This window comes from Brevibacterium sanguinis, from assembly GCF_039528855.1.
Lineage (GTDB): Bacteria > Actinomycetota > Actinomycetes > Actinomycetales > Brevibacteriaceae > Brevibacterium > Brevibacterium sanguinis.
The window spans coordinates 195,147-221,324 of sequence record NZ_BAAAMB010000005.1 but is presented as its reverse complement, the minus strand read 5'-3'; the positions used below and the strand labels follow the sequence as shown (position 1 = coordinate 221,324).

Annotated in this window: 22 protein-coding genes; 19 read left to right on the top strand and 3 right to left on the bottom strand. The window is 69.1% G+C overall.

Translation table 11 applies throughout. The features are described from left to right. Nucleotides 1-49: 49 nt before the first annotated feature. The 6 genes from ruvA (at nt 50) to ABD154_RS05840 (ending at nt 8,208) form a co-directional block, all read left to right on the top strand. Nucleotides 50-670 (top strand): Holliday junction branch migration protein RuvA, encoded by a 621-nt coding sequence (gene ruvA, locus ABD154_RS05865; RefSeq protein WP_344250553.1) that lies wholly within the window; start codon nt 50-52, stop codon nt 668-670. A 26-nt stretch (nt 671-696) separates the two neighbouring features. Next, nucleotides 697-1,740, top strand: coding sequence for a Holliday junction branch migration DNA helicase RuvB (ruvB, locus tag ABD154_RS05860; RefSeq protein WP_198500983.1), 1,044 nt, complete (start codon nt 697-699; stop codon nt 1,738-1,740). An 81-nt stretch (nt 1,741-1,821) separates the two neighbouring features. Beyond that, a complete protein-coding gene (yajC, locus tag ABD154_RS05855) occupies nt 1,822-2,481 on the top strand; it encodes a preprotein translocase subunit YajC (protein WP_232623609.1) in 660 nt (219 codons plus the stop codon). An 80-nt stretch (nt 2,482-2,561) separates the two neighbouring features. Then, nucleotides 2,562-4,856 (top strand): protein translocase subunit SecD, encoded by a 2,295-nt coding sequence (gene secD / locus ABD154_RS05850; protein WP_198498903.1) that lies wholly within the window; start codon nt 2,562-2,564, stop codon nt 4,854-4,856. Continuing rightward, complete coding sequence (secF, locus tag ABD154_RS05845) at nt 4,853-5,869, top strand: protein translocase subunit SecF (RefSeq protein ID WP_198498902.1); 1,017 nt, start codon at nt 4,853-4,855, stop codon at nt 5,867-5,869. The genes secD and secF overlap by 4 nt, the downstream gene beginning before the upstream one ends. 41 nt (nt 5,870-5,910) lie before the next feature. Further along, nucleotides 5,911-8,208: a RelA/SpoT family protein gene (locus ABD154_RS05840; RefSeq protein ID WP_198498901.1), complete on the top strand. Its 2,298-nt coding sequence runs from the start codon at nt 5,911-5,913 to the stop codon at nt 8,206-8,208. On the opposite strand, the gene ABD154_RS05835 is transcribed toward ABD154_RS05840, so the two are convergent. Together ABD154_RS05835 and ABD154_RS05830 are read right to left on the bottom strand one after the other, a co-directional pair. Further along, on the bottom strand, nt 8,187-8,801 hold the full coding sequence (locus tag ABD154_RS05835) for a hypothetical protein (RefSeq protein ID WP_198498900.1): 615 nt from the start codon (nt 8,799-8,801) through the stop codon (nt 8,187-8,189). The two genes, ABD154_RS05840 and ABD154_RS05835, sit on opposite strands and share 22 nt — an antisense overlap. A gap of 106 nt (nt 8,802-8,907) precedes the next feature. Next, nucleotides 8,908-10,260, bottom strand: a complete 1,353-nt coding sequence (locus tag ABD154_RS05830; protein WP_198498899.1) for a DUF349 domain-containing protein — start codon at nt 10,258-10,260, stop codon at nt 8,908-8,910. A gap of 107 nt (nt 10,261-10,367) precedes the next feature. Here ABD154_RS05830 and ABD154_RS05825 point away from each other — a divergent pair, with 107 nt between their 5' ends. Continuing rightward, nucleotides 10,368-11,015: an MBL fold metallo-hydrolase gene (locus tag ABD154_RS05825; protein ID WP_198498898.1), complete on the top strand. Its 648-nt coding sequence runs from the start codon at nt 10,368-10,370 to the stop codon at nt 11,013-11,015. A 91-nt stretch (nt 11,016-11,106) separates the two neighbouring features. Next, nucleotides 11,107-12,441: a histidine--tRNA ligase gene (hisS, locus tag ABD154_RS05820; RefSeq protein ID WP_198498897.1), complete on the top strand. Its 1,335-nt coding sequence runs from the start codon at nt 11,107-11,109 to the stop codon at nt 12,439-12,441. A 42-nt stretch (nt 12,442-12,483) separates the two neighbouring features. Here hisS and ABD154_RS05815 read toward each other — a convergent pair whose 3' ends face one another. Then, complete coding sequence (locus ABD154_RS05815) at nt 12,484-12,819, bottom strand: ArsR/SmtB family transcription factor (RefSeq protein WP_198498896.1); 336 nt, start codon at nt 12,817-12,819, stop codon at nt 12,484-12,486. Between the two features lie 101 nt (nt 12,820-12,920). On the opposite strand from ABD154_RS05815, the gene aspS reads away from it, so the two are divergent. The 11 genes from aspS (at nt 12,921) to aroB (ending at nt 26,086) form a co-directional block, all read left to right on the top strand. Beyond that, on the top strand, nt 12,921-14,702 hold the full coding sequence (gene aspS / locus ABD154_RS05810; protein WP_198498895.1) for an aspartate--tRNA ligase: 1,782 nt from the start codon (nt 12,921-12,923) through the stop codon (nt 14,700-14,702). A gap of 54 nt (nt 14,703-14,756) precedes the next feature. Continuing rightward, nucleotides 14,757-16,241: a replication-associated recombination protein A gene (locus ABD154_RS05805; protein ID WP_376870939.1), complete on the top strand. Its 1,485-nt coding sequence runs from the start codon at nt 14,757-14,759 to the stop codon at nt 16,239-16,241. Nucleotides 16,242-16,487: 246 nt separating this feature from the next. Next, nucleotides 16,488-17,087 (top strand): 30S ribosomal protein S4, encoded by a 600-nt coding sequence (gene rpsD, locus ABD154_RS05800; protein ID WP_137824111.1) that lies wholly within the window; start codon nt 16,488-16,490, stop codon nt 17,085-17,087. Between the two features lie 167 nt (nt 17,088-17,254). Beyond that, the gene (gene alaS, locus ABD154_RS05795; protein WP_198498894.1) at nt 17,255-19,909 is read left to right on the top strand and encodes an alanine--tRNA ligase; all 2,655 of its coding nucleotides are present in this window, start codon (nt 17,255-17,257) and stop codon (nt 19,907-19,909) included. Beyond that, nucleotides 19,906-20,370, top strand: coding sequence for a Holliday junction resolvase RuvX (gene ruvX / locus ABD154_RS05790; protein WP_198498893.1), 465 nt, complete (start codon nt 19,906-19,908; stop codon nt 20,368-20,370). The genes alaS and ruvX overlap by 4 nt, the downstream gene beginning before the upstream one ends. Before the next feature lie 3 nt (nt 20,371-20,373). Then, complete coding sequence (mltG, locus tag ABD154_RS05785; protein WP_198498892.1) at nt 20,374-21,501, top strand: endolytic transglycosylase MltG; 1,128 nt, start codon at nt 20,374-20,376, stop codon at nt 21,499-21,501. Continuing rightward, nucleotides 21,477-22,364, top strand: coding sequence for a shikimate dehydrogenase family protein (locus ABD154_RS05780; RefSeq protein WP_344250544.1), 888 nt, complete (start codon nt 21,477-21,479; stop codon nt 22,362-22,364). The genes mltG and ABD154_RS05780 overlap by 25 nt, the downstream gene beginning before the upstream one ends. Nucleotides 22,365-22,376: 12 nt before the next feature. Next, nucleotides 22,377-23,147 (top strand): prepilin peptidase, encoded by a 771-nt coding sequence (locus ABD154_RS05775; RefSeq protein WP_198498890.1) that lies wholly within the window; start codon nt 22,377-22,379, stop codon nt 23,145-23,147. 10 nt (nt 23,148-23,157) lie between these two features. Then, a complete protein-coding gene (aroC, locus tag ABD154_RS05770) occupies nt 23,158-24,357 on the top strand; it encodes a chorismate synthase (RefSeq protein WP_198498889.1) in 1,200 nt (399 codons plus the stop codon). Further along, on the top strand, nt 24,354-24,977 hold the full coding sequence (locus tag ABD154_RS05765; protein WP_140954958.1) for a shikimate kinase: 624 nt from the start codon (nt 24,354-24,356) through the stop codon (nt 24,975-24,977). The genes aroC and ABD154_RS05765 overlap by 4 nt, the downstream gene beginning before the upstream one ends. Beyond that, nucleotides 24,974-26,086, top strand: coding sequence for a 3-dehydroquinate synthase (gene aroB, locus ABD154_RS05760; protein WP_198498888.1), 1,113 nt, complete (start codon nt 24,974-24,976; stop codon nt 26,084-26,086). Before ABD154_RS05765 ends, aroB begins: the two co-directional genes overlap by 4 nt. Nucleotides 26,087-26,178 lie beyond the last annotated feature (92 nt).

Here is a 26,178-nt window from a genome sequence, read left to right as displayed (position 1 = left end):
ATGTCGGATGAGGCGAGCGACCTCGAACTGTTAGTCTGGATTCGTACACGTGTTCCCACCTGAAAGGCAGTCCGTGATCAGTTTCCTCAGCGGTACGGTCCATCGCATCGCAGCTGACCACCTCGTCGTCCTCACCTACGGTGTCGGCAGGAAAGTGCACGTGACACCCGACACCCTGGCCGGCACCCGCCACGGCGCCGACATCGACCTCGTCACGACCCTCGTCGTCCGCGAGGACTCGATGACCCTCTTCGGCTTCGGCACCGAGGACGAGAACCACACCTTCGAGGTCCTCCTGACGATCTCGGGCATCGGACCCCGCCTCGCGATGGCCATCCTCTCCGTCATGGGCCCCGACGAACTCGCCGCCGCGATCGCCGGCCAGGACGCCACCGCCCTGACCCGCGTGCCGGGCATCGGCAAGAAGGGCGCCTCGCGGATCATCCTCGAACTCGAGAACAAGCTCCCGAAGTTCGCCGCCGCAGCACCGGGCCCCGCGCTCTCCTTCGGCGGGACCAATCAGCAGGTCGTCGACGCCCTCGTCGGCCTCGGCTGGAAGGAGCCCCAAGCCGCCGAGGTGGTCCAGGAGGTCGTCGCTGACCTCGAGGCCGACGCCGGCACCTCGGCGCTGCTCAAGGCCTCGCTCAAAGTCCTCGGTGCCCGGAAATGACCGACCGCGAAACCGCCTCCTACGAGATGGACTTCGGCGACCAGCGGCTCACCGGCGCCGAGCACGACCGGCTCGTCTCCGGCAGCGCCGAAGCCGCTGAACGCGACGCCGAGGCGGCGCTGCGACCCAAGGGCCTCCACGACTTCATCGGCCAACCGCAGGTCCGCGAACAGCTCTCGCTCGTCCTCGACGCCGCGAAGGCCCGGCACAAGGCCCCCGACCACGTCCTGCTCTCCGGCCCGCCCGGACTCGGGAAGACGACGCTGGCGATGATCATCGCCCACGAGATGCAGGCGAGCCTGCGCGTGACCTCCGGCCCCGCCGTCCAGCACGCCGGCGACCTCGCCGCGATCCTCTCCTCCCTCGAAGAGGGCGAAGTCCTCTTCATCGACGAGATCCACCGGATGGCCCGCGCCGCCGAGGAGATGCTCTACGTCGCGATGGAGGACTTCCGCGTCGACGTCATCGTCGGCAAGGGCCCCGGCGCCACGGCGATCCCGCTCGACCTCCCGCCCTTCACCCTCGTCGGCGCGACGACTCGTTCGGGACTCCTCCCGGCGCCGCTGCGCGACCGCTTCGGCTTCACCGGGCACCTCGACTTCTACTCGAGCGCCGACCTGCTCACCGTCCTCACCCGCTCTGCCCGGATGCTCGGCATCGACGCGGAGAACCGCGGTCTCACCGAGATCTCCACCCGCTCCCGGGGCACGCCCCGCATCGCCAACCGTCTGCTCCGCCGCGTCCGGGACTGGGCGCAGGTGCGCGGCAACGGCACCATCGACGAGGCCGCGGCGCTCAACGCGCTTACCGTCTACGAAGTCGACGAACTCGGCCTCGACCGCCTCGACCGGTCCGTCCTCGAAGTCCTCTGCAAGCGCTTCGCCGGCGGTCCCGTGGGACTCGGCACGCTGTCGGTGTCGGTGGGGGAGGAGGCCGACACGGTCGAAACCGTGTCCGAGCCGTACCTCGTGCGGGAGGGCCTCATCAGCCGCACCCCACGCGGACGCGTCGCCACCTCGGCGGCATGGAGGCATCTGGGACTCCACATCCCAGCAAACTATGAGTACTGAACCCTGCGTATCGGTTCGCCTTGAGTACGGACTTCGAACTAAGCTAGTGCACTGGTCCGTTCTTATGGAAGGTTGATACCTGTGGATTTGCTGATCCCTCTCGCGCTCGCTGCGCTGCTGATTTTTTTCCTGTTCAACTCTCGGCGTAAGCAGAAGGCGCGTGCGGAGCAGATCAAGACGAACCTCGTTCCCGGAGCCAAGGTCATGACGACCTTCGGCGTCTTCGGCACCGTGCTCTCGATCGACGACGAGGACAACCAGGTCACCATCGAATCCGGACCCGGCACGGTCCTGCGCGTGCACCGCCAGGCCATCGGCCAGATCGACACCCCGGACACCGCTGTCGATGCGGCCCCCGCCACCGAGGCGACCGACTCCCCGGCGATCACCGACGCCGAACTCGACGCGATGAACGAGCGCAAGCGCGCCGAGGCGGGCGACGACGACCTCAAGGCCGCCGACGCTGACCTCAACGCCGCCGACGCCGACTTCAAGGCCGACCGTGCCGATGCGAAGGCCGCCGATGCCGATCTCAAGGCCGACCGCGCCGATGAGAAGGCCCTCGACGCCGATCTCAAGGCTGACGACGCCGATCTCACGGCCGACAAGGCCGACCGCACTGCCGCCGAGGCGGATGCGGCTGCCAAGACCAACGCCGACGACGTGGACGGCAGCTCGACTGAGGATCCGTCGAAGGGGACCGGCACCGACAAGCCGGACACCGACGACAAGAAGAACTGATCCCCTCACTGCTCCCGATCGAAAGCTGAGACGTGTCCGACATCGAAGAAAAGCCACGCCCTGGTTTGCGCTTCCTGTGGTTGACGGTCGTCACCCTGATCCTCCTCGGCGTCCTCGCCGCAGGTGTCATCTGGTCCGACGCCACACCCACACCGAAGCTCGCCCTCGACCTCGAGGGCGGCACCTCGATCATCCTCGAACCCCAGGTGTCCGAGGACACGACGATCAGCACGGAACAGCTCGATCAGGCAGTCGCCATCATCCGCCAGAGGGTCGACTCGACGGGTGTCTCCGAAGCCGAGATCTCGACGCAGGGCGACAGGAACATCGTCGTCAACCTGCCGGGCAACCCCGATGAGGAGACTCGCAACCTCGTCCGCTCCTCGGCTCAGCTCGTCTTCCGCCGAGTCGCCCTCGTCGGCGACCCGCGCTCCCAGGCGCAGATCGACGAACAGCAGCAGGGACAGAACGGGGGAGACCCCTCCGAGGGGCTGACCGACGAGGAGCGCCAGCGCCTCGAAGACCTCACCGGTGGCAGCCAGGACGCTCCGACCGGCGGCGGCGCCGTCGTCAACTCGAGCAGTGCAGACGCCGCCGGCTCAGGTGACGGCAGTGCGACCGACGAACCCGCGAACGCCGGCGGCAACGCGCCCGCCCCGTCCGAGTCGCCCGCGGGTGAGGCCCCTGCGGATGAGTCGCCGGAGGGCGAGACCCCTGCGCCGACCCAGGCCGGTGAAAGTCAGGGTGAGGACACCCAGGTCACCGACTCGACGCCGCGCCCCCTGTTCGATCCCGAGCAGGACACCGCCGAATGGCAGACGCAGGACATCATCAACCAGTACACGGAACTCGACTGCACGAACCCGGAGAACCGGACCGGCGGCGTCCAGCAGCCGGCCGACCAGCCGGTCGTCTCGTGCGCCCAGGACGGGTCGGCGAAATACGTGCTCGGTCCCGTCGAGCTCTCCGGTGACCACCTCACCGACGCGACCTTCGGCTACGCAGCCGGCGCCAACGGCGTCCAGACCAACCAGCCCGCCGTCAACCTCGAGTTCGACGACACGGGACGCGAGATCTTCAAGCAGATCACCTCGGCGATCACCGGTCTCCAGCAGCCGTACAACCAGTTCGCGATCACCCTCGACGGGCTCGTCCTCTCCGCACCGACCTCGAACGCCGTCATCACCGACGGCCGCGCCGAGATCTCGGGCAACTTCACCCTCGACGAGGCCCAGACTCTGGCCAACCAGCTGAAGAACGGCTCCCTGCCGATCAGCTTCCAGGTCCAGAGCGAAGAGCAGATCTCACCGACCCTCGGTGCGAACTACCTCAACATCGGCATCCTCACCGGGCTCGTCGGTCTCCTCCTCGTCGTCGTCTACTCGCTCCTGCAGTACCGGGTCCTCGGACTCGTCACCGTCTCGAGCCTCGTCGTCGTCGGCGTCCTCACCTATCTGCTCCTCCTCATCGCCTCATGGAGATACGGCTACCGGCTCTCCCTGGCCGGTGTCGCCGGTATCATCATCGGCATCGGCATGGCGGCGGATTCGTTCATCGTCTACTTCGAACGCGTCAGAGACGAGCTGCGCAGCGGCCGGAACCTGCTCTCGGCCGTCGAAGTCGGCTGGGACCGCGCCAAGCGCACGATCTGGGCGTCGAAGTCGGTCAACATGCTCGCCGCCGTCATCCTCTACATCCTCGCCGTCGGTTCGGTGCGCGGCTTCGCGTTCACCCTCGGCCTCGCGGTCATCGTCGACATCCTCGTCGTCTTCCTCTTCACCCACCCGATGCTCCAGCTTCTGGCACGGACGAAGTTCTTCGGCCAGGGGCACCCGATGTCGGGTATGGATCCGCGTCTGCTCGGGGTCAAGCCGGCCGCCTACCGCGGTGCGCTCGGCATCGACCTCGACAACAAGGACAAGTCGCCCGAAGCCCAGCGCCGCGACAAGGCGCGGGCTCGCAAACTCGGGCTCGACGACGACGCGGAGACGATCGCCGGCCGCCGCGCCAAGCGCCGGGCCGAAGCGAAGAGCTCCGCGTCGTCCGAGGAATCGGCGAGCAGCTCCCGGTCGGCGACCGCGACGAAGACCGCACTGGCCGACGACTCGGCGGAGACCGACGAGGTGACCGAGGCCGAGGAGGTGACCGAGGCCGAGGACGCGACGACCGCGGACACTGCCATGGACGCGGAGGACTCCGAGTCCGGCACGGCAGCGTCGGCCGAGTCCGCTGATGCGGCCGGGCCGAAGAAGACGAAGAGCTCGCGACGCAAGCGCGGATCGGACGCACCGTCGACCGGCGGCACGATCGCCGAACGGAAGGCGGCCGCCAAGCGCGCGGCAGCCGCAGACGATGAGAAGGGGGCAGAGAAGTGAAGAAGTTCTTCGCCTGGGGCAATCGCCTCCACAACGGTGAGTCCTCCATCCCCTTCGTCGGGAAGGCCAAGCTCTGGCTCTCGATCGCCGGCGTCCTCGTCATCCTCTCCCTCCTCGTTCCGCTCATCGCCGGCTTCAACTTCGGCATCGCCTTCCGCGGCGGTTCGCAGTTCCAGGTCGACAACGTCACCGACACCTCGGCGAGCCGGGGCGAGACCATCGTCAACGACGTCGTCGCCGACTCCGAACCGCGCCTGACCCCGACCGGGGACACCGCGGTGCGCATCGAGACGAACCAGCTCTCCGACGAGCAGATGCAGGAAGTCCGCGACGCCCTCTCGGCCGGGTACGACGTTCCCGCCGAGGACGTCACCTCGACCTTCGTCGGCCCCCAGTGGGGTGCTGACGTCACCCAGAAGATGGTCAGGGCCCTCGTCATCTTCGTCGCGATCGCGATGATCGTCATGGCGCTCTACTTCCGGACCTGGAAGATGTCGCTGGCCGCGATCGTCGGGCTCTTCGTCGTCATGATCATCACGATGGGCATCTACTCGGCCACCGGCTTCGAAGTCACCCCGGAAGCCGTCATCGGCTTCCTCACCGTCCTGAGCTTCTCGCTCTACGACACGGTGGTCGTCTTCGACAAGATCCGCGAGAACACCGCGCGATTCAAGGACAACAAGCGCCTGAAGTTCTCCGAGCTCGTCAACCTCGGCATCAACCAGACGACGGTGCGCTCGATCAACACCTCCGTCGTCTCCGTGCTGCCGATCGCCTCGATCCTCTTCATCGGCGTCTTCCTCCTCGGCGCGGGCACGCTCGTCGACATCTCGCTGTCGCTCTTCGTCGGCACGATCGTCGCCGCCGCCTCGACGCTCTTCGTCGCCAGCCCCCTCTACGCGCTCCTGCGGTCGAACGAACCCGCCGTGAAGGAACAGGAAGAGGCCGTGCGTGAATTACGCTTGAAGGACGGCAAAGACGATGTGGCACCCGTGATCCACGCTGAGGTCTGAGACGAGACCACGAGCAGGATCATGCTGGAGAGGGGGACGTGATGGCATCATCAGCTGAATCGCGCCGTCCGCGCGGCATCTCCCGTCTGGCCTGGTGGGCGGCCAGGGCGCAGAACGACCCCGGCTACCCGCGGGTGCTCGGACCGATGATCCGGGCCTTGCAGTCGAGTCACCCGAAGGCCGACATCGACCTCGTCGTCCGTGCCTACACGGTCGCCGAGGAGGCGCACCGCGGGCAGACCCGGAAGTCCGGGGACCCCTACATCACCCATCCGGTGGCAGTTGCGACGATCCTTGCCGAGATCGGCATGCTCCCGGTCACCCTGGCCGCGGCGCTCCTCCACGACACCGTCGAGGACACCGACTACTCACTCGAGCAGCTCACCGAGTCCTTCGGCCCCGAGGTCGCCGCCATGGTCGACGGGGTGACGAAGCTCGACAAGCTCACCTATGGTCAGGCCGCGCAGTCGGAGACCGTGCGGAAGATGATCGTCGCGATGGCCAAGGACATCCGCGTCCTCGTCATCAAGCTCGCCGACCGTCTCCACAACGCGCGCACGTGGAAGTTCGTGCCCGCCTCGTCGAGCACGAAGAAGGCACGCGAGACCCTCGAGATCTACGCCCCGCTCGCGCACCGGCTCGGCATGAACACGATCAAGTGGGAACTCGAGGATCTCTCGTTCCAGGTCCTCCACCCCAAGGTCTACGACGAGGTGGTCCGCCTCGTCGCCGACCGGGCACCGGAGCGGGAGAAGTACCTCTCGACCGTCTCCCATGAGCTCCAGTCCGAACTCGCCGACTCCGGTATCGAGGCGGCCATCACCGGCCGGCCGAAGCACTACTACTCGATCTACCAGAAGATGGTCGTGCGCGGTCACGAGTTCGCCGACATCTACGATCTCGTCGGCGTCCGCGTCCTCGTCGAAACCGTCCGCGAATGCTACGCGACCCTCGGCATCGTCCACGCCCGGTGGAACCCGGTCCCCGGCCGGTTCAAGGACTACATCGCGATGCCGAAGTACAACATGTACCAGAGCCTCCACACCACGGTCATCGGCCCCGGCGGCAAACCCGTGGAGATCCAGATCCGCACCCATGAGATGGACCGGCGCGCGGAGTTCGGCGTCGCCGCCCACTGGAAGTACAAGGACCGCGGCAACCCGTCGAAGGCGATCACCTCGAACACCGCCCGGTCGGTCAAGGTCTCCGACGACGGCGGCGTCGACGACGCCGCGTGGCTGCGCCAGCTGCTCGACTGGCAGCGCGAGGTCAGCGACCCCGACGAGTTCCTCGACAGCCTCCGCTACGAGGTCAACTCGAAGGAGGTCTATGTCTTCACGCCCAAGGGCGACGTCATGAGCCTGCCCGCGGGCGCGACCCCCGTCGACTTCGCCTACGCCGTCCACACCGAGGTCGGCCACAAGACGATGGGCGCCCGCGTCAACGGCCGACTCGTCGCCCTCGACACGGAGCTGAAGAACGGCGACTCCGTCGAGGTGTTCACCTCGAAGGACGAGAACGCCGGTCCGAGCCGTGACTGGCTCGGCTTCGTCAAGAGCCCCCGTGCCCGATCGAAGATCCGCCAGTGGTTCTCGAAGGAACGACGCGAAGAGGCGATCGAGAACGGTCGCGAACAGCTCGCCCGTGCGATGCGCCGGCACTCGCTGTCCGCGAACGCCCTGATGAGCCAGGAAGCCCTCCAGGTCGTCGCCACCGAACTGCGCCTGCCCGATGTCACCGCGCTCTACGCGGCGATCGGCAACGGCGTGACCTCGGCCGCCCACGTCGTCGACCTGCTCGCAAAGGAGGTCGGCGAAGAGGAGGAGGTCCCGGTCCTCCCGCCGGAGCCGCGCAACCGCACCGGTCAGTCCTCGGGCCACCACTCCTCGGCCGGCGGAGTCGTCGTCAAGGGCGTCGACGACGTCCTCGTCAAACTCGCCCGCTGCTGCACCCCGGTGCCCGGGGATGAGATCGTCGGCTTCGTCACCCGCGGCTCAGGGGTCTCCGTGCACCGGGTCGACTGCCCCAACGTCGTCTCCCTCGAACGCGAACCCGAGCGCATGGTCGAGGTCTCGTGGGGGGAGAAGACGAGCGGGGTCTACCTCGTCCAGATCCAGGTCGAAGCCCTCGACCGTTCCGGTCTGCTCTCCGACATCACCAAGGTGCTCACGGAGACCCATGTCAACATCCTCTCCGCGTCGGTGGCGACGTCGAAGGCCCGGGTCGCCCAGTCGAAGTTCGTCTTCGAGATGTCCGATGCCAGCCACCTCGACACCGTGCTCTCCGCGGTCCGGAAGGTCGAAGGCGTCTTCGACGTCTACCGCATCTCCGGCGGCTGAGCCTCCTCGTCCGACCGCAGGACCGTCGCTGCACGGACTCCAGGAGCGCGGCCCGGGCGCGTGAAATGGTCGAGGACCTGCCGCATCTGCGCAGCGTACGGGCGCCGTCCCACCTCGGCGAGATAGAGCCGCAGACGCCTGACCATGCCACCGGGGACATCGTCGATGAGCGCGGCGATCTGCGGGCCGGATGCCCGCCGGGGGTCGCGGACGAGGGGGAGAAGCAGATCGTAGAGGGTGCGCTCCGGCGTCGTCACCGGGTGACCCGCGATCGTCTCCCAATCACCGCGGGCGAGACTGAGCTCGTGGACGACGAGCCCCGTCGACTCGAGCACGCGCCGGCGCGGATGCGTCGTCAGCGTCAGCGGACTCGGGGCGCGACCGAGCCCGACGTGGACCCACCAGGCGGTCGCGTGAGAGACGACGAGGCGGGCCGGGAGCTGCGCGGCGAGCGCACTCATCCGCTCCTCGGGACCGAGCACCGCCCCCGTGCGCACCCACGTCGTCTCCGACAGCCTGGTGAGCAGACCGTCGAGAGTGAGCTCCGTGAGATGCTCATAGCCGAAATCGCTGAGACGGAAGATGTCCTCCATGGCGCAACTCTCGTCGCCCGGCGCGCTGAGATCAAGAGCGGAAACGGAGCCTGTGGATAACCGTCCGGCGACCGCACCGCCTGTGGATAACTGCCGAACAGGTCAGTCAGTCGAGTTCGGCGGCCGTCTGCGCGAGCTGATCGCGCCACGCCCGGCGGGCATCGAGGGCTGCCTGCGCATCGGCCACGGCCTTCTCGTCGCCGCCGGTCTTCGCCTTCTCCAGCGCCGCCTCGAGTTCGGCGATCGACTCGTCGAGCTGGCTCAGCGCCCCCGAGGTCCGCGCCTTCGTCTCGGGGTTGCTGCGCTTCCACGCGGCGTCCTCGGCCTCGGCCAGCGCCCGTTCGACCTCGCGCAGACCGTTCTCCATGCGGGAGACATCGGCGCGGGGAACCTTCCCGGCCTCCTCCCACTCGTCCTGGATGACCCGCAGCTCACGCTTCGCGGCGGTCGGATCGGTGATCGGGAGCAGCGCCTGGGCCTTCTTCAGCAGCTCCTCCTTGACGACGAGGTTGCCCTTGAACTCCTCGTCGAGGGCGGCGTTCTCGGCGTCGCGGGCGGCGAAGAAGACGTCCTGTGCGGCCCGGAAGCGCGCCCAGAGCGCGTCATCGTCCTTGCGGGAGGCCCGGGGGGCGCGCTTCCACTGGCTCATGAGGTCCTTGTACTTCTGGGACACCGTGCGGAAATCGGTCGAGCCGGACAGGGCCTCCGCCTCGGCGACGATCTTCTCCTTGATCCGCTTGCCCTCGGAGTTGTGCTTGTCGAGTTCGGCGAAGAAGTCCTTGCGCTTGCGCTCGAACGTGTTCCGCGCCTGCGAGAACCGGCCCCACAGCTCCTGGTCGACCGAACGCGGCAGGCGCGGTCCGCTGCGCTGCATGTCCTTCCACTGCGCGAAGAGCTCGCGCAGGCGAGCCCCGGAGACCTTCCACTGGATCTTGTCCGGGTCCTTGCCGGCGAGGCTCTCGGCCTCGACGACGAGCTCCTCGCGCTTCTGCGCGGCCTCGAGCTTGGCCGCCTCGGTGCGGGCCGCCTGCTTCGACTCCGTCGCCTTCGCATCGGAGATCAGGGTGTCGAGGGTGGCGCCGAGTCCCTTGAGGTCACCGACGACGTTGGCCTCGGCCAGCGACTCGCGCAGCGTCGTCGCCGCGTGCGTGACCTCCCGGCCCGGCGCCCCGGCTGAGAGGCGGCTGCGCAGGTGAGCGGCGTGTTCGAGGAGTTCGACGTACTTCTTCGCGAAGTACTCGATGGCCTCGTCGCCGGTCGCGTCCGGGTACTGGCCGACCTCGCGTTCGCCATCGGCGGTGATGACGAAGACGGTGCCCTGCTCGTCGGCGCGACCGTGCGTGACCGCGCGCGCCACCTCGGCGTCATGGTCGACCATGCTGCCGGCCACCGGCTGCGCTGCCTGCGGACGCGGGACGGCTGAGGGACGGGGAGTCGGCTTCGGAGTCGGGGTCGACATGTTTCTCACCTATTCTTCATCGGTCGAACCGGCGCTGGCGCCGATCACTCGATCTGCTGGGGTTATCCCAGCATAACCACCACGTCACCCCTCGTTAGACTTTGGCCATGGATGTCTTCACGACGCGCGCCGAATTCCTCGATGTCAACTGCTACGCCGTTCGAGCCGAGGGGGAGAGCGACTGCATCCTCATCGACGCCGGCTACGACGCCGGACCCGAGCTCGCCGAGCTCGCCGCCGCCGAAGGACTCACCCCCGTCGCGATCTTCCTCACCCACGGACATCCCGACCATATCCTCGGGCTGCCCTCGCTGCTCGGCCGCTGGGACGTGCCCGTCCACCTCGGCGAACCCGACCACTACCGGGTCAGCGCACCGGGGGAGACGCTGGGCCCTCAGTTCGCGCAGATGATCGCTCCGCTGCTCGAAGGATGGCAGGCCCCCGCCGAGGTGGTCCCCCTCAACGCGGGCACCGTCGTCACCGTCGCCGGGCTCACCGTCACCGCGATCGCCGCCCCCGGCCACACCGAGGGCTCGACGCTGCTGTCCGTCAGCGCCGACGGCGAGGAGGTCATCTTCACCGGTGACGTCGTCTTCGCCGGTGCGATCGGACGCATCGACCTGCCCGGCGGGGACGCTGCGGCGATGGCGGACACGCTGCGGGCGTTTGCGACCCTGCCCGACGTTCCCATCTATCCTGGACACGGTCCGGCCTCCCGGGTCGGTCACGAACTGCGGACGAACCCGTTCCTCTGAGCCGACCCGGCACAGCAGACACCGGCCCGTGAGCACCACCCACACGAACGACAGTGCACCATCCCTGCACCACCCCACAGCAAGGAGAACCATGGCGAAGTCAGCCCGTCTGTCCGGATTCCCGGAACGGCTCCCGGCCGAGCGCGTGATCGAGAAGCGCATCATCGACATCCTCGACCACACCTTCGCCCTCCACGGCTTCTCCGCCCTCCACCACCGCGCCGTCGAACCGCTGAGCCAGCTCGCGAAGGACGGGGAGATCGACAAGGAGATCTTCGCGGTCTCCCGTCTCCACTCCGAGGGCACCGAGCGCAACCCGCTCGGCCTCCACTTCGATCTCACCGTGCCCCTGGCCCGCTTCGTCACGGAGAACGCGAACGAGCTGAGCTTCCCGTTCCGGGCCACCCGCATCCAGCCGGTGTGGCGCGGGGAGCGCCCGCAGCAGGGCCGCTACCGCGAGTTCATCCAGGCCGACATCGACATCATCGCCGACGGTGAGCTGCCCGGACACTTCGAGGTCGAGATCCCGCTCGCCATCGCCGACGCATTCGCCCGCCTCGCCCCGCTCGGCGTCCCGCCGATCCGGATCGTCGTCAACGACCGCCGCCTCCTCGAGGGCTTCGCCCGGGGGATCGGGCTGACCGACATCCCCGCCGTGCTGCGCAGCCTCGACAAGTACGACAAGATCGGGCCCGAGGAGGTCGCGAAGCTGCTCGCCGCCGACGCCGGTGCCGATGAGCGACAGCAGCAGCTGTGCCTGGCGCTGGCCGCGATCGAATCCGATTCGCCCGACTTCGCCGACGAGGTCCGCGCCCTCGGCGTGAGCCACCCGCTCCTCGATGAGGGGCTGGAGGCGCTGACGACGATGCTCGCCGCCGCGGCCGAGCGCGCTCCCGGCGTCCTCGTCGCGCAGCTGAAGATCGCGCGCGGACTCGACTACTACACGGGCGCCGTCTACGAGACGCAGCTCGTCGGCCACGAGGAGCTCGGCTCCGTCGCCTCGGGCGGACGCTACGACTCGCTCGCGACGGTCGGCAAGAAGACCTACCCGGGGGTGGGCATGTCGATCGGCATCTCCCGGCTCATGGCCTTCGTCCTCGGTGAGGACAGCGGCATCTCCGCGACTCGGGGCACCCCCTCGGCCGTCGTCATCGCCGTCACCGACGAGGAGCGCCGCGGCGAGGCAGACGCCGTCGCGGCGGCTCTGCGCGCCCGCGACATCGCCTGCGAGGTCTCCCCGAGTGCCGCGAAGTTCGGCCGCCAGATCCGCTATGCCGAACGCCGGGACATCCCGTTCGTCTGGTTCACCGACGGCGAGGCAGGCCACGAGGTCAAGGACATCCGCTCCGGTGAGCAGACCCCGGCCGACCCGCAGACGTGGGAGCCCCCGGCCGAGGATCTCCGGCCCCGTGTGACCGGGGCGTAGGGGAGCGCGCGGGACCGGGCGCGGGCCGGACAGTGAGGACGCCTAAGTCGGATCCGGGGCGAGCGACCCGTCGGGGGCGATGTGCTCGAACATCTCCCGGACCATCGAGACGACATGCGGGTCGTCGACGGTGTAGAAGATCCGCCGCCCCTCCCGGCGGGAGGAGATGAGCCCGGCCAACCGGAGCTTGGCGAGATGCTGGCTGACTGCCGGCACGGTCGCCCCGATCGCCTCGGCGAGGGAGGAGACGTCGAGCTCCTGGTGCACGAGCGTCCACACGACCCGCAGCCGGGTCGCCTGCGAGAGCATGCGGAACGTCTCGGCGGCGACCTCGACCTGCGCCGAGGTGGGCGTCGGGTCGGTCTCCGTTGCGTCCATGGGTCCTCTCTGTCCGCGCTGTACGCGTGCGGGGGTAGGGTGTTCGAGCGACTATCATTGGTCACGCACTCCCCGCATCACCATCGTAAAGGAGCCCATCAGTGCTGCGAAGCCACGAAACCGGAAGCCTGCGTGCCGCCAACGCAGGAGAGACCGTCACCCTCGCCGGGTGGGTCGATCGCCGTCGCGATCATGGAGGTGTCGCCTTCATCGATCTGCGGGATGCTTCGGGAATCGTCCAGGTCGTCGTCCGCGAGGATGACGCGCACGCGCTGCGCAACGAGACCGTCGTCAAGGTCACCGGCACCGTGGCCCTGCGCCCCGAGGGCAACCAGAACCCCAACCTGCCCACCGGTGAGATCGAGATCGTTGACACGAGCGTGGAGATCCTCGCCGAGGCGGCCCCGCTGCCGTTCCAGGTCTCCGACCACGCCGAGGATGCCGGCACCGTCGGTGAGGAGACCCGCCTGAAGTACCGCTACCTCGACCTGCGCCGGTCGGGTCCGGCACATGCGATGCGGCTGCGCTCGGCGGTCAACAAGGCCGCCCGCGGAGTCCTCGACGAGCACGGCTTCGTCGAGATCGAGACGCCGACGCTGACGAAGTCGACGCCCGAGGGCGCCCGCGACTTCCTCGTCCCGGCCCGCCTCCAGCCCGGTTCGTGGTACGCCCTGCCGCAGTCGCCGCAGCTGTTCAAGCAGCTCCTCCAGGTCGCCGGCATGGAGCGCTACTACCAGATCGCCCGCTGCTACCGCGACGAGGACTTCCGCGCCGACCGGCAGCCGGAGTTCACGCAGCTCGACATCGAGGCCTCGTTCGTCGAGCAGGCCGATGTCATCGCCCTGGCCGAGGAGATCCTCGTCGCCCTGTGGAAGCTCATCGGCTACGACATCGAGACGCCGATCCCGCACATCACCTACCACGAGGCGATGGAGCGGTTCGGGTCGGACAAGCCCGACCTGCGCTTCGGCCTCGAACTGACGAACCTCACCGAATTCTTCTCCGAGACCCCGTTCCGCGTCTTCCAGTCCGCGTACGTCGGCTCCGTCGTCTACCCCGGCGGCGGCTCGCTGCCGCGCAGGCAGCTCGACGCGTGGCAGGACTGGGCGAAGCAGCGCGGCGCGAAGGGCCTCGCGTACGTCCTCGTCGCCGAGGACGGCACGCTGACCGGTCCCGTCGCGAAGAACATCTCCGATCAGGAGAAGGCCGGTCTCGTCGAGGCCGCCGGAGCGAACCCCGGCGATGCGATCTTCTTCGCCGCCGGCGATGCCGGAAGCTCGCGGGCCCTCCTCGGTGCCGCGCGCCGTGAGATCGCCGAGCGCACCGGCCTGATCAAGGACGGCGACTGGGCGTTCGTCTGGGTCGTCGACGCCCCGCTCTTCGAATCCGCCGCCGACGCTCAGGCCGCCGGTGACGTCGCCGTCGGCGAAGGCCAGTGGACGGCCGTCCACCACGCCTTCACCGCTCCGAAGCCGGAGTTCCTCGACTCCCTCGAATCCGATCCGGGGGCGGCGCTGGCTTACGCCTACGACATCGTCTGCAACGGCAACGAGATCGGCGGCGGGTCGATCCGCATCCACCAGCGCGCCGTCCAGGAGCGCGTCTTCGAGATCATGGGCATTTCCGAGGAGGAGGCGCAGGAGAAGTTCGGCTTCCTCCTCGAGGCCTTCAAGTTCGGGGCGCCCCCGCACGGCGGCATCGCCTTCGGCTGGGACCGCATCGTGTCCCTGCTCGCCGGGGTCGATTCGATCCGCGAGGTCATCGCGTTCCCGAAGTCCGGCGGCGGCTACGATCCGCTCACGCAGGCACCGGCCCCCATCACCGAGGCGCAGCGCGCCGAGGCGGGCGTCGACTTCGATCCGGACGCCGACGCCGACGCGTGATGCAGTGATCGCGTGATGCAGTGACTCAGGCACCCCGATGAGTCAGGGTTCGCGGTGACCGACGGGCCCGACCTCTTCTCCGACCCGGACCGGGACAATCCCGGTCCGGGCAGCGGTGCGTTCGAGCCCGGTCAGGGGCGCGCGCTCGATCCGCTCGCGGTGCGGATGCGTCCGCGCACCATCGCCGAGGTCGTCGGCCAGGACCATCTGACGTTCCCCGGGTCCCCGCTCAACCAGCTCGTCGAGGCGAGCGGGGGAGACCGGGCCGGCGCCTCCTCGGTGATCCTCTGGGGTCCTCCCGGAGTCGGCAAGACGACGCTCGCGCATGTCATCTCGCATGCCCCGGGCCGTCGGTTCGTCGAGCTCTCGGCGATCACGGCCGGGGTCAAGGACGTCCGGCAGGTCATCGAGAACGCCCGCCGCGAACGCGAGATGTACGGGCGCACGACCGTGCTCTTCCTCGACGAGATCCACCGGTTCTCCAAGGCGCAGCAGGACGCGCTGCTGCCGGCGGTGGAGAACCGGCTCGTCGTCCTCGTCGCGGCGACGACGGAGAACCCGTCGTTCTCGATCATCTCGCCGCTGCTCTCCCGCTCGCTCATGCTCACGCTGCGCCCGCTCGACGACGCGGCGATCGCGCAGCTCCTCGAGCGCGCGATCGCCAGTGAGCGGGGACTGGCCGGCCAGTTCGCCCTCGACCCCGAGGCGAAGGACTTCATCGTCCGCATCTCCGGGGCCGATGCGAGGCGCTCACTCACCCTCCTCGAGGCCGCGGCCGGGATCGCCGCGGCGCAGGCAGCCGAGCAGGGCGACGCCGGCGCGGAGCAGAGCGGCGCTGACGCGGACGAGGCGGGCGACGAGGCGCCGGGTGAAAGCGAGCCCGGCGAGAGCGATGCTGGTCCGATCCTCATCACCGAGGAGGCGGTGGCCGAAGCGAGCAGCGAGACCGTGCTCCGCTACGACCGGGACGGCGACCAGCACTACGACGTCATCTCCGCGTTCATCAAGTCGATCCGCGGCTCCGACGTCGACGCAGCCCTCCACTACCTCGCGCGGATGATCGTCGCCGGTGAGGATCCCCGATTCATCGCCCGCCGCGTCGTCATCTCCGCGGCCGAGGACATCGGGATGGCCGATCCGCAGGCGCTGCCGATCGCTGTGGCCGCCTCGACGGCGGTGCAGAACATCGGGATGCCCGAAGGTCGGATCCCCCTCGCCGAGGCGGTCACCTACCTGGCGATGGCCCCGAAGTCGAACGCGAGCTACAAGGCCCTTGACGCCGCGATCGCCGATGTCCGAGCCGGGAAGTCCGGTGAGGTTCCCAACCATCTGCGCGACGCGCACTATCCGGGAGCGAAGGCCCTCGGCCACGGCAAGGGCTACATGTACGCCCACAACTACCCCCACGGGGTCGCCCCGCAGGAGCACCTGCCTGAGACGCTCAAGGGCACGGAGTACTACACGCCCTCGGGCAACGGCCTCGAGCGCACCATCGAAGAGCGGCTGGCCACGATCCGCAAGATCCTCCGCGGCGAGTGACCCTCCGCGTGATCCGCGTCGCAGCGCCTCCGTCCGCATTGCGGGAAGGGTGCGAACTCGGCTAAGATAGTCAGCTGTTGTGCCTCATATGTAAAGGCGGTCGGTGCGAGCGGTTCTCGACGCTCAATCCCTCTTTCCCAACCGGGGAAACAACGGTTCCGATCAGGGCGAGGACTTCGATGCCTGCCGGGACGACCCGCACCCAAGAAAGGTAACCCAGTGCCAGCACCAGCACGTAACCGCCGGATGGCCCGCCTCTCGCGCGCCCTCGGCCTGCCGCTGACCCCGAAGGCTGAAAAGTACTTCGAGCGCCGCCCCTACCCTCCGGGCGAGCACGGCCGCGCCCGTCGCCGCAATGACAGCGACTACTCGGTCCGCCTCAAGGAGAAGCAGCGTCTGCGCGCCCAGTACGGCATCCGCGAGGCCCAGATGCTCAAGACCTACAAGGAGGCCAAGCGCCTCGAAGGTCTGACCGGTGAGAACCTCGTCGAGCTCCTCGAGATGCGTCTCGACGCCCTCGTCCTCCGTGCCGGCTTCGCCCGCACGATCGCTCAGGCCCGCCAGTTCGTCGTCCACCGCCACATCACGGTCGACGGCCAGCGCGTGGATCGCCCGTCCTTCCGCGTCAAGGAAGGCCAGACCATCCAGGTCCACCCGAAGAGCGCCGACATGGATCCGTTCCAGGTCGCCGCGGCAGGCGGACACAAGGACGTTCTTCCGGCAGTCCCGGGCTACCTCGACGTCAACCTTGAGGGCCTGCAGGCCACCCTCCTGCGCCGCCCCAAGCGCGAAGAGGTCCCCATCACCGCTGACGTGCAGCTCGTCGTCGAGTTCTACTCGCGCTGAGCCGCCTCGCCCGACTGCCCGGAACGCCCGCGTTCCGGGCAGTCGTGCATTCATCTGCGGGTTCGACGACTCGCAGGCCATCACCATCTCGACTGGTGAGCAATTAAACTAGTGTGGAACGGGTGCGCACCGCACCCACCGCAGACGCAACACCTGAAAGGCCTTGGATGAAGACGGCAGAGATCAAGAAGCGCTGGCTCGACTACTTCGAGGCGAACGGACATGTGGTCGTGCCCTCGGCGTCGGTCATCAGCTCCGATCCCTCGATCCTCTTCAACATCGCCGGCATGGTGCAGTTCATCCCGTACCTCACCGGCCGTGAGCCCGCGCCCTTCCTCCGCGCCACGAGCGTGCAGAAGTGCGTGCGCACCGCCGACATCGAAGAGGTCGGGAAGACGACCCGCCACGGCACGTTCTTCCAGATGAACGGCAACTTCTCCTTCGGCGACTACTTCAAGCGCGAAGCCATCCGCTATGCATGGGGCCTGCTCACCCAGCCCACCGAGGACGGCGGACTCGGCTTCGACCCCGACCTGCTCTGGGCCACCGTCCACGAGGACGACCTCGAGACGATCGACCTCTGGCTCGAGGAGACCTCGATCCCGCGCGAGCGCATCCAGCTGCGCGGCAACGAGGACAACTTCTGGCACACCGGCCAGCCCGGACCCGGCGGCTACTGCTCGGAGATCTACTTCGACCGCGGCGCCGCCTACGGTGCCGAAGGCGGCCCGGAGGCCGACGAGGACCGCTACATCGAGATCTGGAACCTCGTGTTCATGGAGTTCGAGCTCTCCGAGGTCCGCTCGAAGGTCGACTTCGACATCGCCGGCGAGCTGCCCGCGAAGAACATCGACACCGGCATGGGACTCGAACGCGTCGCGTTCCTCCTCCAGGGCGTCGAGAACATGTACGAGATCGACGAGGTCTTCCCCGTCATCGCCGAGGCGAGCCGGCTGTCCGGCCACGAGTACGGCGCCGACCACCACTCCGACGTGCAGATGCGCGTCGTCGCCGACCACGTCCGCTCCGCCCTGATGATCATCGGCGACGGCGTGCGCCCCGGCAACGAGGGCCGCGGCTACATCCTCCGCCGCCTCATCCGCCGGGCCGTGCGGGCGATGCGCCTCCTCGGCGTCACCACCGAGGTCATGCCCTCCCTGCTGCCCGTGTCGATGAACGCGATGAAGCACTCCTACCCGGAGCTCGAGACCGACTTCGACCGGATCTCGCGCATCGCCTACGCCGAGGAGAAGGCGTTCCTGCGCACCCTCGAATCGGGCACCCAGCTCTTCGAGACCGCGTACGAGAAGCTCGACAGCTCCGACAAGACGATCAGCGGCGACGTCGCCTTCACCCTCCACGACACCCACGGCTTCCCGATCGACCTCACCCTCGAAATGGCCGCCGAACACGGTGTCAGCGTCGACGAGGAGGGCTTCCGCTCCCTCATGGCCGAACAGCGCACCCGCGCGAAGGCCGACGCGAAGGCGAAGAAGGGCGGCGGCCACACCGACCTCACCGCGTACTCCGCGCTGCTCGACGAGGGGCAGAGCGAATTCGTCGGCTACGACGCCCTCGAAGCCGACTCCCGGATCCGCGGCATCGTCGTCGACGGTCAAGCCCAGGAGGTGCTCACCACCGGACAGACCGGTAACCTCGTCCTCGACCTCACCCCGTTCTACGCCGAATCCGGCGGCCAGCGCGCCGACGTCGGCCTCATCAAGGGCGACGGCTTCACCGCCCGCGTCCTCGACGTCCAGAACCCGCTCAAGGGACTCGCCGCCCACCGCATCGAGGTCGTCGACGGGGAGATCCCCGTCGGCGCCGACGTCCTCGCCGAGGTGGACCACGAGCACCGCTTCCAGGGCTCCCAGGCCCATACGGCCACCCACCTCGTCCACGCCGCACTGCGGGAGATCCTCGGCACCCACGCCGTCCAGGCCGGTTCGATGAACCAGCCCGGCTACATGCGCTTCGACTACTCCTTCCCGGAGGCCCCGAGCGCGCAGATGCGCGACGAGATCGAAGACGTCGCGAACCTCGCCGTGCGCTCGAACTACGACGTCGGCACCGAGTACCTCCCGTTCGAGGAGGCCAAGCGCTCCGGCGCGATGGCCCTCTTCGGCGAGAAGTACCCGAACATCGTCCGCGTCGTCGACATCGGCGGACCGTTCTCCCGTGAGCTGTGCGGCGGCACGCACGTGGCCGCCTCGGCGGAGGTCGGACCGATCTCCGTGCTCTCCGAAGCCTCCGTCGGCTCCGGAGTGCGCCGCATCGAAGCCGCCGTCGGCATGGACGCCTTCCGCTCCCTGGCCGCCGAGCGCACGATCGTGTCCTCCCTGTCCGAGATGCTCAAGGTCCCCGGCACCGACGTCAAGGACCGGGTTTCGGAGCTCATGGTCAGGCTCCGGGACGCGGAGAAGGAGATCGCCCGCCTCCACTCGCAGCAGCTGCTCGCCCAGGCCGGCCGCTTCCTCGAGGGCGCCGAAACGGTCGGTGGGACCCTCTTCGTCGTCGCCGACCTCGGTGAGGTCGCCAACGGCGGGGACGTCCGCACGATCGTCACCGACCTGCGCGCCCGCGTCTCCGACCGCTCCGCCGTCGTCCTCGGCATCGGAGTCTCCGGCGGCAAGCCCGTCGTCGTCATCGCGACCACCGAGGCGGCGCGCCAGGCCGGCAACCAGGCCGGCAGACTCGTGTCCCTGGCGAGCTCGACGCTCGGCGGCGGAGGCGGCGGCAAGCCCGACCTCGCGCAGGGCGGCGGCAGCGACCCCGCGCAGATCACCGCGGCGATCAGCGCGGTCAAGGCGGAGCTCACGTGACACTGAGGAGGGGGCGCCGACTGGGTCTCGACATCGGCTCGGTGCGCATCGGGGTCGCAGCCTGCGACCCCGAGGGGATCCTCGCGACCCCGCTGACCGTGGTGCGCCGCACCGACGAACCGGCAGCGCTGCGGCAGCTGCGGGAGATCATCGCCGAATACGAGCCCATCGAACTCCTCGTCGGGGACCCCAAGTCCCTCGACGGCACCGCGCGGGCGGCCGCCGACGCCGCCCTCGACTTCGCGGTGAAGATCGACGCCGGGGTGCCCATCCGCCTCATCGACGAGCGCTTCAGCACCGTCGAAGCCCACAGCGCCCTGGCCGCAGCGGGAAAGAACTCCCGCCAGCGCCGGGAGATCGTCGACGCCCAGGCGGCGGTCATCATTCTGCAGAATGCGCTCGAATCCGAACGCAACACGGGCACGCCCGCAGGTCGCGAGCTGCCCCACACAGGAGAGTGAGCAATGATTCCGTTCCCCGGTGAGTTCTCGGACGACGAAGGACTGTCCCGTTCCGAGATCAAAGCGAAGAAGCGGCGGCGGATGATGCGCAAGCGGCGCACGACGGTCATCGTCGTCATCTGCGTCCTCGTCTTCGGCCTCGGCGGATTCTTCGGCCTCCGCGCTGCCGGGGGAGTCGTCGACGACCTCTTCGGCGGCGGCTCCGACTACGAGGGCAACGGCACGACCGAGGTCTCCCTCGAGATCCCACCGGGCGCCTCGGCGCGGTCGGTGGCCAACCAGCTCGTCGAAGAGGGCGTCATCAAGGACTCCAAGCCCTTCCTCGACGAGGTCGAGCGCCGCAACCTCACGATCCAGGCCGGTCCCATCGTCATGCGCGAGCAGATGAGCTCGGCCGCCGCCGTCGATGCGTTCATCAATCCGATCAAACCGCCGACGATGACGATCGCCGAGGGCCGGAAGATCGAGCAGATCAAGGCGACGATGATCGAATCGGGGATGAAGGCCGAAGAGGTCGACAAGGCCATCGACGACAAGAAGCCCGCGGACTACGACCTCGACGTCGAGGCCCCGAGCCTCGAAGGCTACCTCTACCCGGCCACCTACGAGGTGGGGGCGGGCAAGACCGCGGAGATGATCGTCCAGGAGATGGTCGACAAGACCAAGCTCGAACTCGACACCGCCGGCATCGAGAACGCCGACGCCAACCGCGTCCTCACCCTCGCCAGCCTTGTCGAGATCGAATCTCCGGGCGACGAGGAGACGCGGAAGAAGGTCGCCCGCGTCTTCCTCAACCGGATCTCCGACCAGTCCCAGACCGGTCAGCTCCTCCAGTCCGATGCGACCGTCGCCTACATCTTCGGTGCCCGCGCCGACCTCACGACGACGGCCGAGGAGCGCAGCTCCGACAGCCCCTACAACACGTACAAGGCGAAGGGACTGCCCCCGGGACCGATCAACTCCCCGAGCGCCGGCGCCGTCGACGCGGCCCTCAACCCGGCCGACGGAACCTGGCAGTTCTTCGTCGCCGTCAACCCCGACACGGGGGAGACGAAGTTCGCCGACACGTACGCCGACCACCAGAAGAACGTCGAGGAGTACCGCGCATGGCTGCGGGAGAACGGGGGATAGCGGCGGGCGCGCGCATCCGCGCCGCCGTCCTCGGGCGCCCGATCGCACACTCGCAGTCACCGGCGCTCCACACTGCGGCGTTCGCCGCGCTCGGTTTCACCGACAGCAGCTATGAGCGTGCCGAGGTCGGCGCCGACGACCTTGTTACCTTCCTCGACGCCCACCCCGACCACACCGGGTTCTCCCTGACGATGCCGCTCAAGGAGCGCCTCGTCGCACTCGCCCGGGACCGCGGCTGGATCCTCGACGACACCGCCGAGGCGACCGGGGTCGCGAACACCCTCGTCCGTGCGAATGCGACGACAGTGGCGAACACCGACGTCGACGGCATCGTCCGCGCGCTCACTCCCGTCCTCCCCGACACCGAGGCGGCCGGGCGCGGGCGGGCGGCCGGGCGCGGGCGGGCGACGATCCTCGGCGCCGGAGCCACCGCCCGGTCGGCCCTGCTCGCCTGCCACCGCCTCGGCGTCACCGAGGTCGACCTCCTCGTCCGCAGTCCCGCCCGGGCCGCCGCCGTCCTCGACCTGGCCGACCGACTGGGGATGAGCGCCGGCACCGGACCGCTGACGACGATCGCGGACTCGGCGATCGCATTCTCGACCCTCCCCGCCGAGGCGGCCCCCGCGCTCACCTGGCCCGCCGGGCCCGGGGTCGCCCTCGACGTCGCCTACGCCGCGGACTCCGCGCTGCTCACCGACGCCGCCGCCCACGGCTTCACCCCCGTCCCGGGCATCGCGATGCTCGTCGAACAGGCCGTCGCCCAGTTCGCGCTCTTCTTCGCCGCGGCCGCCGGCACCCCGCTCACCGCGGCGCAGCTGGCGGCGGTGGCCGAGGCGATGCACGGCGCGGCCGAGAAGGCCTGACCGGGGCCGCGCATGGTCGCACACGCGCTCTTCATCGCCGTCACCGCGGTCATCGCCGGCGGCCTCGCCGCCCTCCTCGTCGCGACCCCCGCCCGGTGGCTCGCCGACGACGCCGACCTCACCGCCCTCACCGGCTCCCGCGCCTTCCGGCCGAGCCTCCTCATCCTCGCAGCCGTCGCCCTCGCCGCGGTCGCCGCTGCGCTCTTCCCCATCGACCAGGCGATTCCCCACCCACCGGAATGGACGGCCCACGCGCCGGGCAGCGGCACGACGCTCACCCCACCCCACCCGACGGGGATCGACTTCGCGCTGACGAGCCTCAGCCTCGGCGCCGGAGCGGCCGCCACACCCGTCCTCCTCGTCACCGACCTCCTCATCCGCCGCCTGCCCGACCGGATCGTCTACCCGCTCATCGCCCTCCTCGGCGCCGCCTTCATCACCGGCATCCTCGTCGGGAACTCGACGCTGTGGTGGTTCGCCCTCCTCGGAGCGATCGTCGGCATCCTCCTCTTCGGCGCCATCCACCTCGTCGGACGTCTCGTGCGGAAGCCGACGATGGGACTCGGCGACGTCAAGCTCGCGTTCGTCGTCGCCGGTGTGTCCGGGCTCTTCTCCCCGTGGGCCCCGCTCGTCGTCCTCCTGTTCAGCGTGCTCATCGCCGGGGTCTGGGCGCTCATCGCCGGCCTGCGCGCCCACGACCTCAAGGCGACGACGATCCCGTTCGGTCCCGCGATGCTGTCCGGTCTGTGGCTGGGGTCGGTGGGGGCACCGTTCGTTTTGTAGAATCGGTGGAATGTTGAGATGGCTGACTGCAGGCGAATCCCACGGCGAAGCGCTGATCGGGATCATTGAGGGGCTGCCCGCCCACATCCCGATCACCAGGGACGACATCCGCGTCAACCTCGCCAGGCGCAGGCTCGGCTACGGCCGGGGCGCGCGCATGAAGTTCGAAGCCGACGAGGTCCGGATCCTCGGCGGCGTCCGCCACGCGAAGACCCTCGGCTCGCCGGTGGCGATCGAGGTCGGCAACACCGAATGGCCCAAATGGGAGACGGTGATGAGCGCCGACGCCATCGACGAGTCCGACCTCGACGGTCAGGCCCGCAACGCCCCGCTCACCCGTCCGCGCCCCGGCCACGCCGACATCGTCGGGATGCAGAAGTACGGCTTCGACGAGGCCCGCCCCGTCCTCGAACGCGCCTCGGCCCGGGAGACGGCGATGCGCGTGGCGCTCGGGACCGTGGCCGCGAAGTTCCTCGGCGAACTCGGCATCACCCTCGTCTCCCACACGGTGGCGATCGGCGGCGTCGAGAACGCACCCGGCGCTGACGCCCCGCTGCCGCGCGCCAGTGACGTCGACGCCCTCGACGGCGACCCCGTCCGCAGCTTCGATCCGGCGCTGTCGACCCGGATGGTCGCGGAGATCGACGCAGCGAAGAAGGCCGGGGACACCCTCGGCGGAGTCGTCGAGGTCCTCGCCTACGACCTCCCGCCGGGCCTCGGCTCCCACGTCCACTGGGACCGCCGCCTCGACTCCCGCCTCGCCGGTGCCCTCATGGGCGTCCAGGCGATCAAGGGCGTCGAGGTCGGCGACGGCTTCCTCACCGCCGCCCGCCCCGGATCGGCCGCCCACGACGAGATCCTCGTCGGCGCCTCCGGCTACCACCGGGCGAGCAACCGCGCCGGCGGCACCGAGGGCGGCATGTCGACGGGCGAGCCGCTGCGCGTGCGCGCGGCGATGAAGCCGATCGCCACCGTGCCCCGCGCCCTGTCGACCGTCGACGTCGTCACCGGGGAGCCGGCGAAGGCCAACCACCAGCGCTCGGATGTCTGCGCCGTGCCCGCCGCCGGCGTCGTCGCCGAGGCGATGGTCGCCCTCGTCCTCGCCGAGGCGGTCGTCGAGAAATTCGGCGGCGACTCGGTGGCCGAGACGAAGCGGAACCTGGAGGGCTACCTCGCCGCCATCCCGGAGAACCTGCGCATCGGACGATGAGCGAGCACCCGCTTCCGAAACCCGTCCCGCCGCTCGAACCGGTGCCCGCCGCGCACTCGCGCATCGTGCTCACCGGGCCGCCGGCGGCGGGGAAGTCGACGATCGGCCGGCTCCTCGCCGACCGGCTGGGCCTGCCCCTGACGGACACCGACGCGAACATCGTCGACCGCCACGGCGTCATCGCCGACATCTTCGTCGAACGCGGTGAGGACCACTTCCGCCGCCTCGAACGCGAAGTCGTGCGCCGGGCGCTGCGCCGACTCCTCGACCGCCCCGGCATCGTCTCCCTCGGCGGGGGAGCGATACTCAACTCCGGGACCCGCGCGCAGCTGCTCCACCCCGCGATCAAGGTCGTCCACATCGACATCGACACCGAGACCGTGGCCCCGCGGCTCAACGCCCCGCACCGGCCGCTGCTGCGCGGGGCGGGCTCCCCGGTGGAGAACTGGCTCGCCCTCGTCGCCGAACGCGAACCCCTCTACCAGCAGGTGGCGACGTTCCGCGTCCACGCCTCGAACTCACCGCCCTCGACCGTCGTCAACCGCATCGTCGACGTCCTCACCGGCCTCCAGCGGGCCGAGGACTACGCGAAGTACCAGCAGACCAAGGAGACCCCATGACCGTGACCACCATCGACGTCGACGCCGGAGGCCGCTACCCGGTGCTCGTCGGTCAGGGACTGCTCGGGCAGCTGCCCGACCTGCTCGGACCCCAGGTCGAGAAGGTCCTCGTCATCCACCCCCGCGCCCTGCGCTCGACGGGCGAGGCGGTGCGCGACGACCTCGGCGCGACGGGACTCGACGCGATCGTCGCGGAGATCCCCGACGCCGAGGAGGCCAAGCACATCCAGGTCGCCGCCTTCTGCTGGCAGGTGCTCGGGCAGTCCGACTTCACCCGCACCGACGCGATCGTCACCGTCGGCGGGGGAGCGGTGAGCGACCTCGGCGGATTCGTCGCCGCGACATGGCTGCGCGGGATCCGCGTCATCCACATCCCCACGACGGTCCTCGGCATGGTCGACGCCGCGATCGGCGGGAAGACCGGGATCAACACGGCCGAGGGCAAGAACCTCGTCGGCTCCTTCCACGCCCCCGCCGGCGTCCTCGTCGACCTCGACACGCTGTCCACCCTGCCGGAGAACGAGCTCTTCACCGGGCTCGCCGAGGTGGTCAAGGCCGGCTTCATCGCCGACCCCGTCATCCTCGACCTCCTCCGCGACCACACGAAGGAGGAGATCGCCGACGTCAACGGACCCGTGCTCCGGGAACTCATCGAACGGGCGATCGCCGTGAAGGCCGAGGTCGTCGCCGACGACTTCACGGAGGCCGGGCGCCGCGAGATCCTCAACTACGGCCACACCCTCGGCCACGCGATCGAGCACAAGGAGCGCTACCAGTGGCGCCACGGCGCGGCCGTGTCCGTCGGCATGGTCTTCGCCGCCGAGGTCGCGGCGATGGTGAAGAACCTCCCCGCCGAGGTCGTCGACCTCCACCGCGAGCTGCTCACCAAGCTCGGCCTGCCCACCGGGTACCGTGCCGACGTGTGGCCGCAGCTGCTCGACACGATGAAGCGGGACAAGAAGGCCCGCGGGTCGATGCTGCGCATGGTGCTGCTGAGCGACATCGGTCAGCCCGCGACCGTCGAGATCCCCGACGTCTCCCTCCTCCACACCGCGTACCAGGAGATCGGCGAGGACTCCCCGCGCAGGCTGCTCGGGCCCGGCGCGTGAGCGACGGGGGCGCTCCCTGAGCGCGTATGACAGTGGCAGTGCGGGCTTGCTAGAATCGCTCATTGGCGAAACCGCCGCCCCCTGACACGACC